The 15,789-nt window shown below is 48.9% G+C and carries 11 protein-coding genes, 1 pseudogene and 1 other annotated feature; of the genes and pseudogenes, 7 read left to right on the forward strand and 5 right to left on the reverse strand.

The annotated features are described in order from the left end of the window. Positions 1-98: 98 nt before the first annotated feature. Positions 99-1,031, reverse strand: a complete 933-nt coding sequence (cysK, locus tag K4H25_RS04385) for a cysteine synthase A (protein ID WP_221022172.1) — start codon at positions 1,029-1,031, stop codon at positions 99-101. A gap of 93 nt (positions 1,032-1,124) precedes the next feature. On the opposite strand from cysK, the gene K4H25_RS04390 reads away from it, so the two are divergent. From K4H25_RS04390 to K4H25_RS04420, 6 genes and pseudogenes are all read left to right on the forward strand, one after another. Continuing rightward, positions 1,125-2,339 carry a multifunctional CCA addition/repair protein gene (locus tag K4H25_RS04390; RefSeq protein ID WP_221022173.1) on the forward strand — a complete coding sequence of 405 codons (1,215 nt, stop codon included), beginning with the start codon at positions 1,125-1,127 and terminating at the stop codon, positions 2,337-2,339. Positions 2,340-2,763: 424 nt separating this feature from the next. Next, on the forward strand, positions 2,764-3,909 hold the full coding sequence (locus K4H25_RS04395; RefSeq protein ID WP_221022174.1) for an FIST signal transduction protein: 1,146 nt from the start codon (positions 2,764-2,766) through the stop codon (positions 3,907-3,909). Between the two features lie 505 nt (positions 3,910-4,414). After that, positions 4,415-6,895 (forward strand): annotated as a pseudogene (locus K4H25_RS04400) (response regulator). Further along, positions 6,892-7,494: a response regulator gene (locus K4H25_RS04410; RefSeq protein ID WP_221022177.1), complete on the forward strand. Its 603-nt coding sequence runs from the start codon at positions 6,892-6,894 to the stop codon at positions 7,492-7,494. The pseudogene K4H25_RS04400 and the gene K4H25_RS04410 overlap by 4 nt, the downstream one beginning before the upstream one ends. A gap of 12 nt (positions 7,495-7,506) precedes the next feature. Further along, positions 7,507-8,726 (forward strand): IS3 family transposase gene (locus tag K4H25_RS04415; RefSeq protein ID WP_374706346.1). Its coding sequence is split into 2 segments (ribosomal slippage): positions 7,507-7,786 and positions 7,786-8,726, totalling 1,221 coding nucleotides; the frame shifts between segments, so codons are not numbered across the junction. Continuing rightward, positions 7,782-7,898, forward strand: a sequence feature (AL1L pseudoknot). (Overlaps the previous gene by 117 nt.) Positions 8,727-8,755: 29 nt before the next feature. Next, complete coding sequence (locus K4H25_RS04420) at positions 8,756-9,346, forward strand: HD-GYP domain-containing protein (RefSeq protein WP_255588018.1); 591 nt, start codon at positions 8,756-8,758, stop codon at positions 9,344-9,346. Between the two features lie 95 nt (positions 9,347-9,441). Here K4H25_RS04420 and K4H25_RS04425 read toward each other — a convergent pair whose 3' ends face one another. Further along, positions 9,442-11,151, reverse strand: coding sequence for a chitinase (locus K4H25_RS04425; RefSeq protein ID WP_221022178.1), 1,710 nt, complete (start codon positions 11,149-11,151; stop codon positions 9,442-9,444). 235 nt (positions 11,152-11,386) lie between these two features. Between K4H25_RS04425 and metF the strand changes: the two genes are divergently transcribed. Continuing rightward, on the forward strand, positions 11,387-12,223 hold the full coding sequence (gene metF / locus K4H25_RS04430; RefSeq protein ID WP_221022179.1) for a methylenetetrahydrofolate reductase [NAD(P)H]: 837 nt from the start codon (positions 11,387-11,389) through the stop codon (positions 12,221-12,223). 99 nt (positions 12,224-12,322) lie between these two features. Here metF and K4H25_RS04435 read toward each other — a convergent pair whose 3' ends face one another. The 3 genes from K4H25_RS04435 to K4H25_RS04445 all read right to left on the reverse strand — a co-directional run bounded on the left by K4H25_RS04435 (position 12,323) and on the right by K4H25_RS04445 (position 15,493). Then, the gene (locus K4H25_RS04435; RefSeq protein WP_221022180.1) at positions 12,323-12,793 is read right to left on the reverse strand and encodes an outer membrane lipoprotein; all 471 of its coding nucleotides are present in this window, start codon (positions 12,791-12,793) and stop codon (positions 12,323-12,325) included. A gap of 100 nt (positions 12,794-12,893) precedes the next feature. After that, the gene (locus tag K4H25_RS04440) at positions 12,894-13,478 is read right to left on the reverse strand and encodes a 2OG-Fe(II) oxygenase (RefSeq protein ID WP_221022181.1); all 585 of its coding nucleotides are present in this window, start codon (positions 13,476-13,478) and stop codon (positions 12,894-12,896) included. After that, positions 13,475-15,493, reverse strand: coding sequence for a site-specific recombinase (locus K4H25_RS04445; protein WP_221022182.1), 2,019 nt, complete (start codon positions 15,491-15,493; stop codon positions 13,475-13,477). The genes K4H25_RS04440 and K4H25_RS04445 overlap by 4 nt, the downstream gene beginning before the upstream one ends. Positions 15,494-15,789: the final 296 nt, after the last annotated feature.

A 15,789-nucleotide genomic window follows, 5' to 3' on the forward strand; every position in this document is an offset into this window, starting at 1 on the left:
CGCGGCACGGCATCACACTCAATCTTGCCCGCTCTATCAGTTCATCACTGAACGCGCGTCGTGCTGGGCGGGCAATGTTGTTGGCGACTTAAGCGTGCTTAGTCGGCCAGACCTTCAAACAGTTTGGTGGATAAATAGCGCTCGCCAAATGATGGAATAATGATCGCAATCAGCTTGCCAGCGTTTTCTGGGCGTTTGGCCACTTGTAACGCCGCCCAGACTGCCGCACCAGCTGAAATGCCGCATAAGATGCCTTCTTGTGTTGCCATTAAGCGGGCGGTGGCAAAGGCATCGTCATTACTTACGCCAATCACTTCATCGTAAATTTCGGTATTGAGCACTTTAGGTACAAATCCAGCACCAATGCCTTGAATCGGATGTGGGCCTTTAGCGCCGCCAGATAACACTGGGCTAGCTTCTGGCTCAATTGCAATCGCTTGAAACGATGGCTTTTTGGCTTTAAGCACTTCGGCAACGCCGGTAATCGTGCCGCCGGTGCCGACGCCAGCAACCAAGATATCAATCTGCCCATCGGTGTCTTCCCACAATTCAATCGCCGTGGTTTGGCGGTGAATTTCTGGATTGGCTGGGTTTTCAAACTGCTGTGGCATTAAGTAATTGGCGTTTTCTTCTGCGAGTGCTTTGGCTTTGGCAATCGCGCCGCCCATGCCATCTGGCCCCGGCGTTAAAATCAGCTCAGCACCATAACCACGCAATAAAGCACGGCGCTCTTTAGACATGGTTTCTGGCATGGTTAACACCAATTTATACCCGCGCGCGGCGCACACCATCGCCAAACCAATCCCGGTATTGCCCGAGGTCGGTTCAACAATCACCGTATCGGCGTGGATGAGGCCGGCTTTTTCGGCGGCGTCAATCATGCTCACGGCAATCCGATCTTTAACCGAGTGCGATGGATTCATGTATTCAAGCTTGGCGACCAAGGTGGCCACGCAGCCTTCTGTAATGCGGTTGAGTTTAACCAATGGGGTGTGGCCGATTAGTTCAGTCACATTGTTCGCGATCTTCATAGCAGCTCCAGCTAAAATTAAACGGCAATCTGCAGATTGTAGACGGTATTATGTGCACAGTTAAAAGCACTTTTTTGCCTAAGGAAAGAAGCAATGCAGATATACCGTGTTGGCGGCGCTGTGCGTGATCGTTTATTGGGCTTGCCAGTCAAAGACATCGATTGGGTGGTCGTTGGTAGTACGCCACAAGCGATGCTCGATTTGGGCTATCAAGCCGTGGGAAAGGACTTTCCGGTTTTCTTGCACCCTAAAACACATCAAGAGTATGCGTTGGCACGCCTTGAGCGTAAAAGCGGCCATGGCTATACCGGCTTTGAAGTTCACGCTAGCCCCGATGTGACACTCGAAGAAGACCTGCTGCGCCGTGATTTAACCATCAACGCCATTGCCGAGGACGAGCACGGCAACTTAATCGATCCGTATGCTGGGCAGGCTGATTTGGCCGCCAAAATATTACGCCATGTTTCGCCCGCTTTTGCCGAAGATCCGGTGCGAATCTTACGACTAGCACGATTTGCGGCGCGATTTGGCTTTAGTGTTGCCGATGAAACCATGGCCTTAATGCGGCAAATGGTTAGCGAGGGTGAAGTCGATCATTTAGTCGCTGAGCGCGTTTGGCAAGAAATGGCCAAAGGCTTAATGGAAGATCGACCGAGTTTAATGTTTGCCATTTTGCGCGAATGTGGCGCTTTAGCCAAAATTGCGCCAGAGATCGACGCACTATGGGGCGTACCACAGCGCGCCGATTACCATCCAGAGGTCGATACCGGCCTGCATACCATGCTGGTGCTGGACTATTGCGCCGCGCAGGGCTGGCCTTTGGCGACGCGCTTTGCCGCGCTCGGCCACGATTTGGGCAAAGCCACAACGCCAGCCGATGTTTTGCCGCGCCATATCGGTCATGAAGCTCGCGGTGTGCCGCTGGTGGAGGCGCTGTGCCAGCGCTTGCGAGTGCCCACTGAATGTAAAGAATTGGCCGTTTTGGTCTGCCGTGAACATACCTTGGTGCATACCGCCGAGCAATTGCGCTCCGAAACGTTATGCGCTTTATTCATGCGCTGCGATGCTTTGCGCAGGCCGGACCGATTTAAACAATTGCTTGACGCATGTTTGGCCGATGCACGCGGTCGCTGGCAGTTTGAGCATTGTGACTATCCACAGCACAGCTATTTGTTGTATTTGCGTGATGTAGTCGCTGCGGTGGATGCGGGGGCGATTGCTGCGCAATGTTCGCAGCCGCAAGAAATCGCCAAAGCAGTACAAGCCGCCCGAATTGCCGCTATTGCCCAAGCTAAGCTAGCGCCTTGATGCCGCATGCTGAGCAATGATGGGTTGAAATCACCTGTTTTTAGCTGCTGATTTTAAATTTGAATGATGGCCTATGGTGTTAATGCCGTTCACTTAAGCCAAGTGAGCGGCATTTTTTTCCTCTATTTCATTGCTGGTGTCGCTTTTGACGCAAAGGTACAGAGAAATCAATAGAAAAACCCTGAATTTCCTCCGCGTCTCTGTGCCTCTGCGTCAGCTTTTCAGGGTTTGTCGTTAAGTGAACTGTATTTGGCCTATGGTGTGGGTTTATATCGTGTGCGATGGGTTGTTTGAATTTTTATTGTCAGTATTTGTTAAGAAATTTTTAGTCGCTATAGACGGCACTCTCGCTGGAGAGTGCTTTTTTTTCGGCGAAAAAAAATGCTTTTGCTAAGCTGAATCATCCATGTTGCGAGGCAATATAATGAAAGTTACTCAGATTAAAGTCAGCAATATTAATGATTTAAATGGGAAAATAGCAGATATAAGTCAGATAGACCCCCATTTCTTACTGGTTTTTGCCAGTCGAGCCTTATTGAGCGATACGCAATGGTTTAGTCAGTTGCGCCAGTATTTTCCAACAGCGGCCTTATTGGGCTGTTCAACCGCTGGTGAGATTGCCTATGACGGCGTCGATGATGATTGCTGCGTGATCACGGCAGTACATTGGCTAGCCGGAGTCCCTTTTTGTGCGATCACACAATTGGCAGGAATGGCCGACAGCGAGGCCGCAGGGCGGCGACTGGCCGAGGCACTCAATCCGCATCCACTGGGTGGCGTACTGGTATTGGGCCAAGGGGTCGAAATTAATGGCAGCGCCTTGGTACAAGGCTTGATTGCCAATTTAACCGCCAAGGTGCCAGTCATGGGCGGGCTCGCAGGAGATGGCACTGCATTTAGCCAAACCTTGGTGCTCAGCAATGAAGGAATTGCCAGCAATACTATTGTTGCCATGGCCATTGCGCCTGAGATTGCGGTGGGGCATGGCTCATTTGGTGGCTGGCAGCCTTTTGGTCCTGCCCGGCGAGTTACGCGCAGTGTGGACAATGTGCTGTATGAGCTCGATGGCGAGCAGGCGCTGGATGTGTATAAGAATTACCTTGGTGAATACGCCGCGCAATTACCCTCATCGGGCTTGCTGTTTCCATTTGAAATGCTTGGGCAAGATCATCAGGCAATGGGGGTGGTGCGGACTATCTTGGGCGTGAATGAGGACGATGGCAGCTTGATATTGGCGGGCGATATTGTGGCCGATGGTTATTTACGGCTGATGCACGCCAGTAATGACGCGCTGATTGAAGGCGCAGAAGCCGCCGCCCATGCCGCACAAATGGTGGTGACGCCAGCCGATCAAAGTTTGGGCTTATTGGTTAGTTGTGTGGGGAGAAAGCTGGTAATGGGCAGCCGAGTCGATGAAGAAGTTGAAGCGGTTGCCGATGTTTTTGGTCAGCATGTGACCCTGGCTGGGTTTTATTCTTACGGTGAAATCAGCCCGTTTGTGAGCTCAACGGAATGCAAATTACACAATCAGACCATGACGATTACGACATTGAGTGAGCCGCAAGTATGAATCGATTGCTTGCTCGTCAGTTAAAACGCCATTTGGCGTGGGCCGATGAAGCAATGTCTGAGGCTCAGCTGAGCGCCATGGAGAGCTATATTGCAGCGCACCCTGAGTTTCCTTGTCTGGGTTTAGGACCCAATTTTCGGCGTTTATTGACTGTGATTGATGAGGTTTATCAGCAGTCCGAACGCGATTTGGCACTGAGTTCGCGTAGCCTGCAAATTAGTTCGGATGAATTAACCCGCAGTAATGATGCATTGCGGCTCGAAGGTGAAGCTAGGCAAAGAGCAATAGATGCTTTATGGCAAACCGCTTACCAGCTGCAACAGAGCTTGGGCTTGCCGGTTGCAAATAATGCGACGGCAGATTTAGAGCAATTGTCGATTTTGATGGGGCAGCTGGTTGATGCGCGCCAACAAGCTGAGCTCGCCTTGCAAGCCCAAGCGGCGCAATTTCAGACGCTAGTGAATAATATTCCTGGTGTCGTATTTCGTCGAGAAATTGCCAAGCCATGGGGTATGCAGTATATCGACAAGGAAATTGAAGTGCTCTCGGGCTATACCCCAGTTGTATTTTTATCCTCATCACCGCAGATCAGCTATCACAGCCTGATACTGGCCGACGATATGGAGCAGCTTGATCAGGCGATCGCTTCGGCAGTCGCGGGCGGTGAGCGGTATAGCGTTGAATATCGAATTCATGATGCACAAGGTGTTTTGCATTGGGTTTATGAGCGTGGCCAAGTGCTGCGTGATACCCAGGGCCAGGTGCAGTATTTAGATGGGATATTGTTTGATATCACCGAGCAAAAACAGGCTGCACAGCAAGTACGGCAACTTTCTGCCGCCATCGAAGCGAGCCCAAATCCCGTTTTAATTACCAATTTACAAGGATTGATTGAGTACGCCAATCCAAAATTTGAACAAACCTTTGGATTTATGACCGAAGAAATGCTGGGCAGAAGTCCGGTGGATGTACTGGGTGGTGGTGTGGCTAACCCCGTTGCGCACAATAAAATTTTACAACAAGTATTACAAGGCCAAGAGTGGCATAAAGATTTACGCAATATATGTAAAGATGGCTCTTTAGTTTGGATGTCGGTTTCTATTTCTCCAATTCGAGAAAAAAACGGAGAGATTACGCATTTTGTTGCCGTATATGACAATATTGAATTAAGAAAAGCAGTAGAAACTGAATTAATTAATGCCAAAGAAGCCGCCGATCAAGCCAATCGTTTAAAAAGTGATTTTTTGGCCAATATGAGTCATGAAATTCGCACACCAATGAATGCCATTATTGGTATGACGCATCTCACACTACAGACTGAGTTAAATAATAAGCAAAGAGATTACTTAAGCAAAATCAGTTTGGCTGCCGAATCATTGCTGCATATTTTGAATGATATTCTGGATTTTTCAAAAATTGAAGCCGATCGTTTAGGTATGGAAACAATTCCATTTAGATTTGATCAGGTATTAAATCAAGTTCGTTCTTTGCATGAAATAAAAGCGGAAGAAAAGAAGATTGAATTAGAAATTATTCTTGCACAGAATTGCCCGTCGACTTTATTAGGTGATCCACTTCGTTTAGGGCAAATACTCAATAATCTGGTGAGTAATGCAATTAAGTTTACAAAAGAAGGTAAAGTCAAAGTCTCTGTGGAGGTAGTAACACAATTAGAAAATAAAATTCGTTTACATATTGCAGTACAAGATAGTGGCATTGGCCTGACTCCGATTCAAATCAGCAGTTTATTTAAACCATTTTCTCAAGCCGATAGTTCAACCACCCGAAATTTGGTGGAACAGGGCTGGGTTTATCGATTTGCAAAAGCTTAGTTGAAATGATGGAGGGCGAGCTTTGGGTTGAAAGCCAAGTCAATCTTGGCAGTACTTTTCATTTTACGGCGTGGCTGGCCTGTGCCGAGGTTGATATTGAGGTCGATAATCCAAGCCATAATCGAAAAAATCTGAATGGGGTACGTATTTTATTGGTTGAAGATAATCCACTCAATCAGCAAGTCGCACAGGAATTACTCACAGGTGCCGGCGCTAGCGTGTTATTAGCACAACATGGTGGCGAAGCTTTAGGTTGGTTATCGATAGATCCATTGCCGTGTGATTTTATTTTTATGGATTTACAAATGCCGGTGCTCGATGGGCATCAAACAACGCAATTAATCCGTAGTGATCCACGTTTTGTCGATTTACCCATTATTGCTATGACGGCGAATGCGATGTCAGATGAGCGGCAGCGTTGCCTAGAAAACGGCATGAATGATTATATTACCAAGCCGATTCGCCCTGATGTTTTGTTTGCTACCGTGATTAAATGGGCGGCAACGCAGAATATTGTTCTTGATGATGTTGAAGTGATTCAGCAACATTTTAATGAAGACCATCTCGTTCAATTTCCAGGTATCAATACGCAAGAATTATTGCAGCGGTTTATGGGTGATAAAAAATTATACACGCAGTTATTTAAACAGTTTTTGCATGAATATAAAAATGGCAGTGAAGTATTAGCTAAACTACTTAAAGAAGATTTAACTGCCGCTGGTATTTTTATTCATTCTATGAAAGGTGTTGCAGGTACTTTAGGTATGCATCAACTTGCAGATGCGGCAGTCGCATTAGAATCAAACTTAAAGCAAGATCCTACTTCAATCGCTAAAAATGCAGCGTTATTTTATATTGAGCTTGAGAAAATGATCGAAGTGATTTCTGCTGCCTATCAAGAGCCAATGAACAATCACACGAGTGTCTTATCGAATCCAGCTGAAGCCGAATTATTAATTAAGCAACTATTCGAATTATTAGATGATTGTGATGGAGAAGCTGTCGAGATTTATTATAAATTGCGTGATGATTTAGAATCGGTGGTTGATGTGAGTTTGCTTGATCGTCTCGGATGTGCGATAGCCAATGATTTTGATTTTTCGGCGGCAACAAGGTGGTTAAAAGAAATTCAATTAGCAAGGGGTTTGTCATGACTGAAATACTGACCAGCCACCGAAAAACTATTTTGCTGGTTGATGATACGCCAAATAATTTGACGGTACTTAATGCTATTTTGAAAGATACCTACAAAGTTAGGATTGCAAATAATGGTGAGCAAGCATTACGTTTGGCTGAGCGCTTGCCGATACCCGATTTAATTTTGCTAGATGTCATGATGCCGGGGATGGATGGATTTGAGGTATGCCACAGCTTAAAAAGTAATGTGTTAACTGCAGATATTCCAGTTATCTTTTTAACTGCTAAAACCCAAGAAATTGATGAGATTAATGGCTTTAATGCTGGTGCAGCAGATTATTTACATAAGCCATTAAGTCCAGCGCTTGTATTGATTCGAGTTAGAAATATCTTATTAATGCAAGATTTAAAAAACTCAATCCAAGAGCATAATTTATTATTAGAAGATCGCGTTGCGCAGCGTACTCAAGAGCTTTATAAGATGCAGGATGCCATTATTATGGCGATGGGGGTGATGGCTGAATTGCGTGATGAAGAAACTGGCTTGCATTTAAAACGCACGCAAGAATATGTTCGACTGAATCGCACCGGGTTTCGCGGAGGCACTAACTCTTGAGAGAATAGTGCCATGAAAAAATCTACCCCATTTTCCCCTGAAGTCCGCGAGCGGGCCGTTCGCATGGTCATTGAGCACCTTGCCGAATATCCATCTGAATGGGCAACCCTCGTTTCCATCGCCAGCAAAATAGGCTGCACACCCGAAACGCTGCGCACCTGGTGTCGTCGACAAGGTGGCGATAGCGTTCAAGCCAACAAAAACTCCGCAGAGAGCGAACGCATCAAAGCCTTAGAGCGCGAAGTGCGCGAGCTTAAAAAGGCCAATGAAATTCTGCGCCTGGCCAGCGCGTATTTCGCACAGGCGGAGCTCGACCGCCGCTTGAAATCGTAAGAGGATTCATCGATACCCACCGTGAGCAGCACGGGGTCGAGCCGATCTGCAAGCTATTACAGGTCGCTCCGTCTGCTTATCGACGGTATGCCGCTCGGTTGCGTAATCCCGCATTGCGTTGCCAGCGCGCCATTCGTGACGAGCAACTGAGCGGTGAAGTTACGCGCGTCTGGCAAGAGAATCACCAGGTGTATGGTGCCGTCAAAGCCTGGCGGCAACTCAAGCGCGATGGGCATCTTGTCGCGCGGTGTACCGTTGAGCGTTTGATGCGCAGCCTCGGTTTGCGCGGCATATCGCGTGGTAAAACGGTGCGCACCACACGTCCAGACCCTGCTGTTGCGTGCCCGCTTGACCATGTAAACCGACAATTCGTGGCTGAACGACCAAACCAGCTCTGGGTGTCGGATTTTACCTATGTGTCGACTTGGCAGGGCTTTGTGTATGTGGCGTTTGTGATTGATGTCTTCGCTCGTTATATCGTGGGCTGGCGAGTTAGTCGCAACATGCAAACCGAGTTTGTGCTGGATGCATTGGAGCAAGCCCTTTGGGCGCGCCAGCCAGAGCGCGAAGCATTGATTCATCACAGCGACCGTGGCTCGCAATACGTTTCGATTCGCTATACCGAGCGATTAACCGAAGCGGGTATCGAGCCATCAGTGGGCACGACTGGTGATAGCTACGACAATGCGCTGGCCGAGACGATTAACGGACTCTACAAAACTGAAGTGATTCATCGTTTGGGTCCTTGGAAAAGTTTAGAATCTGTGGAGATAGCGACATTAGAATGGGTTTCGTGGTTCAATCAGCATCGTTTGCTTGGGTCGATTGGCCACATTCCACCTGCGGAAGCAGAAGCAAATTATTATCGTAATCAAAGCGAGCAGGCCATGTTGGTCTGACTCAAACCAAACAGCCTCCGCGAAACCCGGTGCGATTCAGACTGCTGGCCAATGCGGTGATGCATCATCCTCGATTTATTGATGAACTCGATAGCATTAGTATTGAATGGATGGCCAAATCAGCACCTTTGCATGATATTGGTAAAGTCGGTATTCCGGATGCGATTTTGCATAAACCGGCGCGCTTAACGCCAGAAGAATTTAGCATTATGAAAAATCATCCAACCTATGGCCGGAATATAATTTTAGAAGTGGAAAAAATGTTAGGGGGTGAAAGCTTATTTTTACGCTATGCGCGTGAAATTGCCTACGGTCATCAAGAAAAATGGGATGGTTCTGGTTATCCACTTGGCGCAAAAGGCGAAGAAATCCCGGTGAGTGCTAGATTAATGGCGCTCGCCGATGTATATGATGCATTGCGTAGTCGGCGGGTATATAAACCGCCATTTTCACATGAAATGGCAATGAATATTATTGTTGAAGGCCGTGGTAAACATTTTGATCCGGATTTAGTCGATGCTTTTCAAGTCTGTGCCGATCGATTTGCACAAATCGCCGAAGAATATGCCGATCCAAATGATGAAGACATTAACGATATGGCTTGCTCGGCGAATCATTAATGCGCCAAAGCTCAATGAATCGCTGAACGTTTAATTAATTATTTCTGCAAAAAAAGCGGCCTCATGATGAGGCCGCTTTGCTTTATGACTGCGCTTTATTTTTTAAAATACGCGCTATGGCTTTTAGCAAATTGGTAGGCTTGTTTGCTATCCCAATTGATTGACCAAGTCATAATGCCGCGTAAATCGGGCTGCGCTTTCAATGGCTTGTAAGTGCCGCAATTTTGCAATTTCATCAAACAATCCAATGCTTTTTGCGTTTCGGCAATCGAGAGGTAACCGCCACCCGCCGCACTGGTCGTTGCTGGCAAACCAAAGCCCACTTGGTCAGCACGCAATGCGGGGAAGGGTTTATTCACGTCGCCACCCAAATTAAAGCCAGTGAGCAACATATCGGTCATCGCCACTTGGAAATCGAGCGTGCCTTGTGAGTATTGACGGCCGTCCGTGCCACCAATGCTGCCGGTGTTGTAATGCTGAACATGCAGCATATTCAAATCATCACGCAGGCCGTGGATGATCGGCAAGTAGCCGCCCCATGTGCCGCCGTAGAAGCCATGTCCACCTTGAACGTAGTTCACCTCCGGCGCCATCGTCAGGATAAATTTGTCACCAAAGCGGGCTTTGATGGCTTTCACGCCAGCGATTACATTCACAATTTGTGGCGTAACGGGTTTGCGGTAGTCGTCTTGGGCGGTAATCGTTAGATTGTTTTCCATGTCCAGATCGAGACCATCAAAACCATATTTGGCAATGATGTCGCCCAGTGTTTTGATGAAGCGTTCACGCGCTTCGAGTGAGTCGATCACAATCACCCCATTGGCTCCGCCTAGGGACACCAATACTTTCACGCCTTGCGATTGTTTGAGTTTAATGTCGGCGATAAATTCAGCTTCGTTAAACAATTTATCCAGAACAAAAGCAGCAGTGCCTTTGGCTGCGCTTTGATCGCCTTCAACAAACGAGACATTGATGATGTTGTATTCGGCCGGTACGTCTTTTAAGCGCATTACGCCAGAGCCATTGTCAAAATTGTGCCAGTAACCCACCACTACGTGCTTAGGTAGCAAGTCAGTGCCCGGTGTAGTGCTTGGGGTGGCAGTCGGTGTTGGCGTTGGCGTCACCGGCGTTGGTGTTGGCGGAACCCAATAGCCGCAAGAGCCTGGTGTCGTTGGTGGCACCCAAGTGCTACCTGGGTATGGGGTCACAATCGGGCAAGGGGTGGCCGTTGGTGTCGGTGTTGGCGATACGACAGGTGTAGGCGTTGCCGATGGGGTGGCCGTTGGTGTTACGGTTGGGGTGGCAACTGAGCCTGAAATTAATTTCCACGGCCCCCATTGGTCGCTTCCAGGTACATTGCCTTGGGTCCACCATTTGGCTTCATAAATAGCCGTGCCGACGCTCACGCGTGCGCCGCCGTTATACACTTTGCTGGCATCCCAAGCGGCAACGCCAGTGCTCGGTGGTGGGGTGGTCACCGGCGTATTGCTTGGCACAGGGCTGCTGGTTGGCGCGGCAGTTGGGCTGGTCGTTGGATTGGCGCTTGGGCTGGCCGTCGGTCCAGTTGATGGCGCAGGGCTGGCGCTGTTGCCGACTTCTTTCCACAGCGTCGGCGTTGCTGCTGGATTCCAGCCAGCACCAACATAAGCAGTGTGCGTCACCAAAGCGCTATAGGTTTTTCCGTTGTAATCGACAACGGTATTTGCTGAGTACGTTGTTCCTTCTTGCCATGTTGCCGCTTGAACGCCAGCGGCCAATAGCAGTGCGCCAAGCAGACTGGCGATACGAATTGTGTTGCGTGTCATGATCGTCTCTTCCTGTTGATGTGTTGGCAATCGGGATTGCCAAGCTTGAGTCGAATGCTCAAGTTCACAGGAATATTAGGCGCTTTTCTTACAGATATAAACGTCTGGCTGAATAGTGTTGCGGCTTTATAGTCATTGATAAAAAGATTAATCTGACTATGAATTACCTTCATGATGATGACGGCAACTCAGTGATAAGATTCATCTATTGCGATTGTAAAAAAGCGGCCTTGCCATGACGAATCCTTTGCGTCCGATTAGTTTTGAGTTCTTCCCGCCGAAAACTGACGAAGGTGCGGCTAAATTGGCCACGACTCGCCGGCAATTGGCGCAATTTAATCCCGAATTTTTCTCGGTAACCTTTGGCGCTGGCGGCACCACGCAAGAAGGCACGCTGCGCGCCGTGGTGGATATTCAAGCCGCCGGCCACGCCGCCGCGCCGCATTTATCCTGCATTGGCTCGACCAAAGACAATATTCGTGAAGTGGTTCAGCAATACAAAAATCACGGCATTAAACATATCGTCGCTTTGCGCGGCGATATTCCATCGGGTATGGGGGAATTTGGCGAGTTTCGCTATGCCAATGAATTGGTGAGTTTTTTGCGCAGCGAATTTGGTGATTGGTTCCATATCGAAGTCGCCGCTTACCCCGAGTTTCATCCACAATCGCTTAATGCTGAAGCTGATTTGCGTAATTTTATTAATAAAGTCAATGCTGGGGCTGATTCTGCGATTACGCAGTATTTCTTTAATGCTGACGCTTATTTTCGCTTTGTGGATGAAGTCCAAGCACGTGGCGTGAATATCCCGATTGTGCCGGGGATTATGCCGATTCAAAATTACAGCCAATTACAGCGCTTTTCGGATATGTGTGGTGCCGAGATTCCGCGTTGGTTACGCCTGCGTTTGCAGGCTTATGCGGATGATACCGCGTCAATTCGCGCGTTTGGTTTGGACTTTGTGACCGAGCTATCGGATCGCCTCTTGGCGGGTGGTGCACCGGGCTTGCATTTTTACACGCTCAACGCCGCAGGTGCGGTGTCGACGGTGTGTCAGCGTTTGGGCTATTAATTGCTAACGACGTCTGATGCGGTATTGCGCCTCGGACGTTCTCCTTGCTAGGGTTGGTTGACGTTTGCTTGGCGACCGAACACCAAACGTCAATAGACCCTAGGGCTGGGCAGGCACTACTCGGGCGTTGTTGGCGTTGGCAATCACATCCACTCTCTGACCCACGCGCAATGCTTGGTCGCCATCTTGCACAATCACCAGTCGCTCGCCATTGTCGTGCATGCGCACGGTAATTTCTTTGGCCATTTTGCTGCGCATATTGTCTTCGAGCTGATTGCCGACAAAACCACCTAATAATGCGCCAAACACGCTGCTAATGACGCTGCCCGTGCCTTGGCCGATGTGATTGCCCGCCAATACGCCACCGACCACACCGCCAGCCACCCCACCGATGCCCAATTGCTGGCCCGGTTTAACTGCAACATCGCGAATTTGCTCGATTTGACCACTGCGCGCGCGCGCCACTTGCATGGTTTCATTTTGCGTATAGATTTTGGCCGAATCATTGCTGGCGCAACCCGTGAGTAAGGCTGCGCTGAGCAAAGCTATTTTAATCCAATGCGTATTCATCCATGGCTCCTTGGGCTGCGCTGAGGGTGCTCAACGCGCGACTGCGTAAAAAAACCATACCGATTTTACTCGGTATGGTTGGTTTTGGCTGTGGTGAGGTTCACGGACGGCGGCGGTACCAGCCGGTGAGTGATCGCCGCTCTCGTCTAGCGGGTAATACCTCGTGCTCAAATCGATTGGATAAAAACACCACCAAAGTGCCACCATACGGCGTGACATCCAGGGTTTGTTCGTCATCCAAATAAATTCGTAATTGGCCGCCATCGTCCTCGTGCCAATTTGGGTTAAGGTATTGCACCACGGTGACCACGCGGCTGTCTTGATGCCGATGTTGGTCAAGATGGCGCTGGTAAAAACTGCCCGCTGGGTAGCGGGCAAAATGCCATTCCAATTCATCGAGCCCTAAATACAGCTCGCGATTGAGTGTTTGCTGTAAATCACGCATTCTTTGATTGGCTTTTATCATCGCCGGATCATCGTTTTCGACCCAAAGCACCGCATCGCCGCGAATTTCTTGCCGTACTTGCAGCGCGGCCTCACGGCCTACGCCAGCAGCAACAAAGTCGTCTTCTCTACTGGCAAATAATGCATTCAGTTGCGTTAATTGGTTGGCATCTAAAAAATTGGGCACGACCAAATAGCCTGGGCCGGTTAAAGCGTCAACGATCTCAAGATCAATACTCATCCTTGTTTTTCCTCTAGCGGCGGTGTTTTGACTGCCTCGATGGCTGGTTTGGGCGCAATAAATAAATCAATCGGTCGGCTCATCGCCCGACGCCAGAATTTGCCCCATAACGGTTTGAGCTCGCTCATACGGCGTTTACGTGAGCGCATCGCCACCCATAGCGCCAAGGTAAAGCTGACAAATAAATTGGTGATACCAATCACCGCCACCCCCATCGCACCCCAAGCCACAATCGGCCAAGCCAGCGTAAAGTCATACGCTGATACCGCATAAGCGAGATTGGCCGCAGAGAAGGTAATGTGACGTATATCCAGCGGCAGTCCGAGTAGAAAGCCCAGCGTGGCCATACTGCCTAGCATAATCCCGAAATAAAAATTACCCGCCAGCGCGCCCAGATTGTGCTCGATATATTGGCCAAGGCGGCGGCTGCGATATTCGCCCAAGATTTTATTTAGTAGCGGCATCGCGGCAATCCGCTGTGGGATTTGGTTGTACAGCGATTTATTGTCGTAATAACCCGAAATCAAACCGGCCAAGAATAAGCAGCAACCAGCAATCGCCGCATAAAAAATCCCCAGACCAGCAATTGGCATCAGCTCTTGCAGCATTTTGTCAGCCTTGGTGGTGTCGACCACATGCTTACCAAATTCATACCACCACAGCCAAGCAATCCCCAGCGCCACCGGAATGGCGAGTAAAACGTTACCAATAATGGCAATAAATTGCGTGCGAGTAACCTTGATCATTAATTCGATCAGCTCGGGATACGCTTCATTTTTTTTGTTTTCTATCGTTGGCAAAGCTGCCGCAATACGTGCTGCCGTCATCGCCGGCTGCTTGGTGGCCACCGTAAAGTGCAGAATATGAATCAGCATAAAGCCCAGCGCGTAATTCATACTAAAAGCAAACGCTTCGAGCAAAGGCGGTAAATGCGCTTTAGCAAACAAGATTTTAATCAAAGCCATACAGCCGATGATGGCCCCAGCGCCTGCGGCCGAACGGAACATTTGCAGCCATTCGCTGCGGGTTTCACTGATGTAATGCTCGCCAGTATGGCTGGCATGCTCGGTGATTTGCAGCGCGAGTAATTCGGTGTTTTCTTGCAATACATCGCGAACGCTGTATTTGCGGTTTTCAGCTTTCACCAGCTCAAGAAACAAGCCGAGTAAGGCTGGGCCGTGTTTTGCTGGCGTCATCGAGTCGACCAAATCAAACAGCACTTTTAAGCGATCAATATGCTGCTTGAGGCGCAGCAAATGGTAGGTCAGACTCACCGAAGCACCATTTTTGGCGGCCATTTTCCACACTTTGGCGATGATTTGCTCGCATTGCTGTAGCAAAACCAAAATATGCGAATGATCTTCATCCGGTGGGCGGCGCGCAGTGAGGTCTTCGCGATAGCGCTCGATATAGCTTAAAACTTCGGCATTCAAACGCACAAACGGCGACTCAAACCGCTCAACATCGGGATGGTGCAAAACGATTTCGGGCTCTAAACCAATCGCTGAAAGCCGGCACGACAACACTTGAATCGCTTCGAGCTGCTGCAAGCGAATATGCGTTGGAATCTCGGCTAAGCTCAGTTCTTCTAAATGCGCGGCAGCGCCGACTTCAAACCAAACTTCGGTAGGTATCTCGTTGAGCCATACATAATCATTGGTATTGGGGAACAATACCCCGAATAAATCTTTCAGATATTCAGGCTTCACCGGCGGCGGCAATAGCTTGGAGCCTACACGGCGCACAATCGCGGTAAAGACGCTCTCATTGGATAAAATACCGGTATCGGTATACAGCTGCACTTGGCGCGTGGTGCCCAGTAGCGTAAACAACTGCTTACGCAGCGCTGCCCGATATTCAGCGTGTTGTTCTAGCAAATAGCACAGCGCGCGTGCGTTATTAATCGCAGTGACGCCATCAATCACCTTGCCCGGGCGCAAGGCGTCAATGAGTTCTTTCAGGCTCGTTAATGGATCGCTTTTGGCATCCATCATTCGAATCAGGGTTTGTTCCATATCTCAATTTTCCATCGTGAAGTTGGGGGCTAACGCACCGCAGTTCATTGGGTTGAACTGCACGATGAGGCGTTCGGTTGGCGCTAACTTTGTGCCACCGCCCGTGTAAAACGCTTGATTGTACCTTGTTTTTTTTCATGGTCATCAATGGGCGCTTAAATCGCGCAATGCCGAGCTTGATTGGCGATCGGATGATTGCTCGCGGCAAAGCGGTGCGATCTTCAACTTAAAGCTGACATAAGTTCAACTGTAATAAATGACCAACAGGGGTATAGTACGACGGCATAATTTCTTGA

Source organism: Deefgea piscis (assembly GCF_019665785.1).
Taxonomy (GTDB): domain Bacteria; phylum Pseudomonadota; class Gammaproteobacteria; order Burkholderiales; family Chitinibacteraceae; genus Deefgea.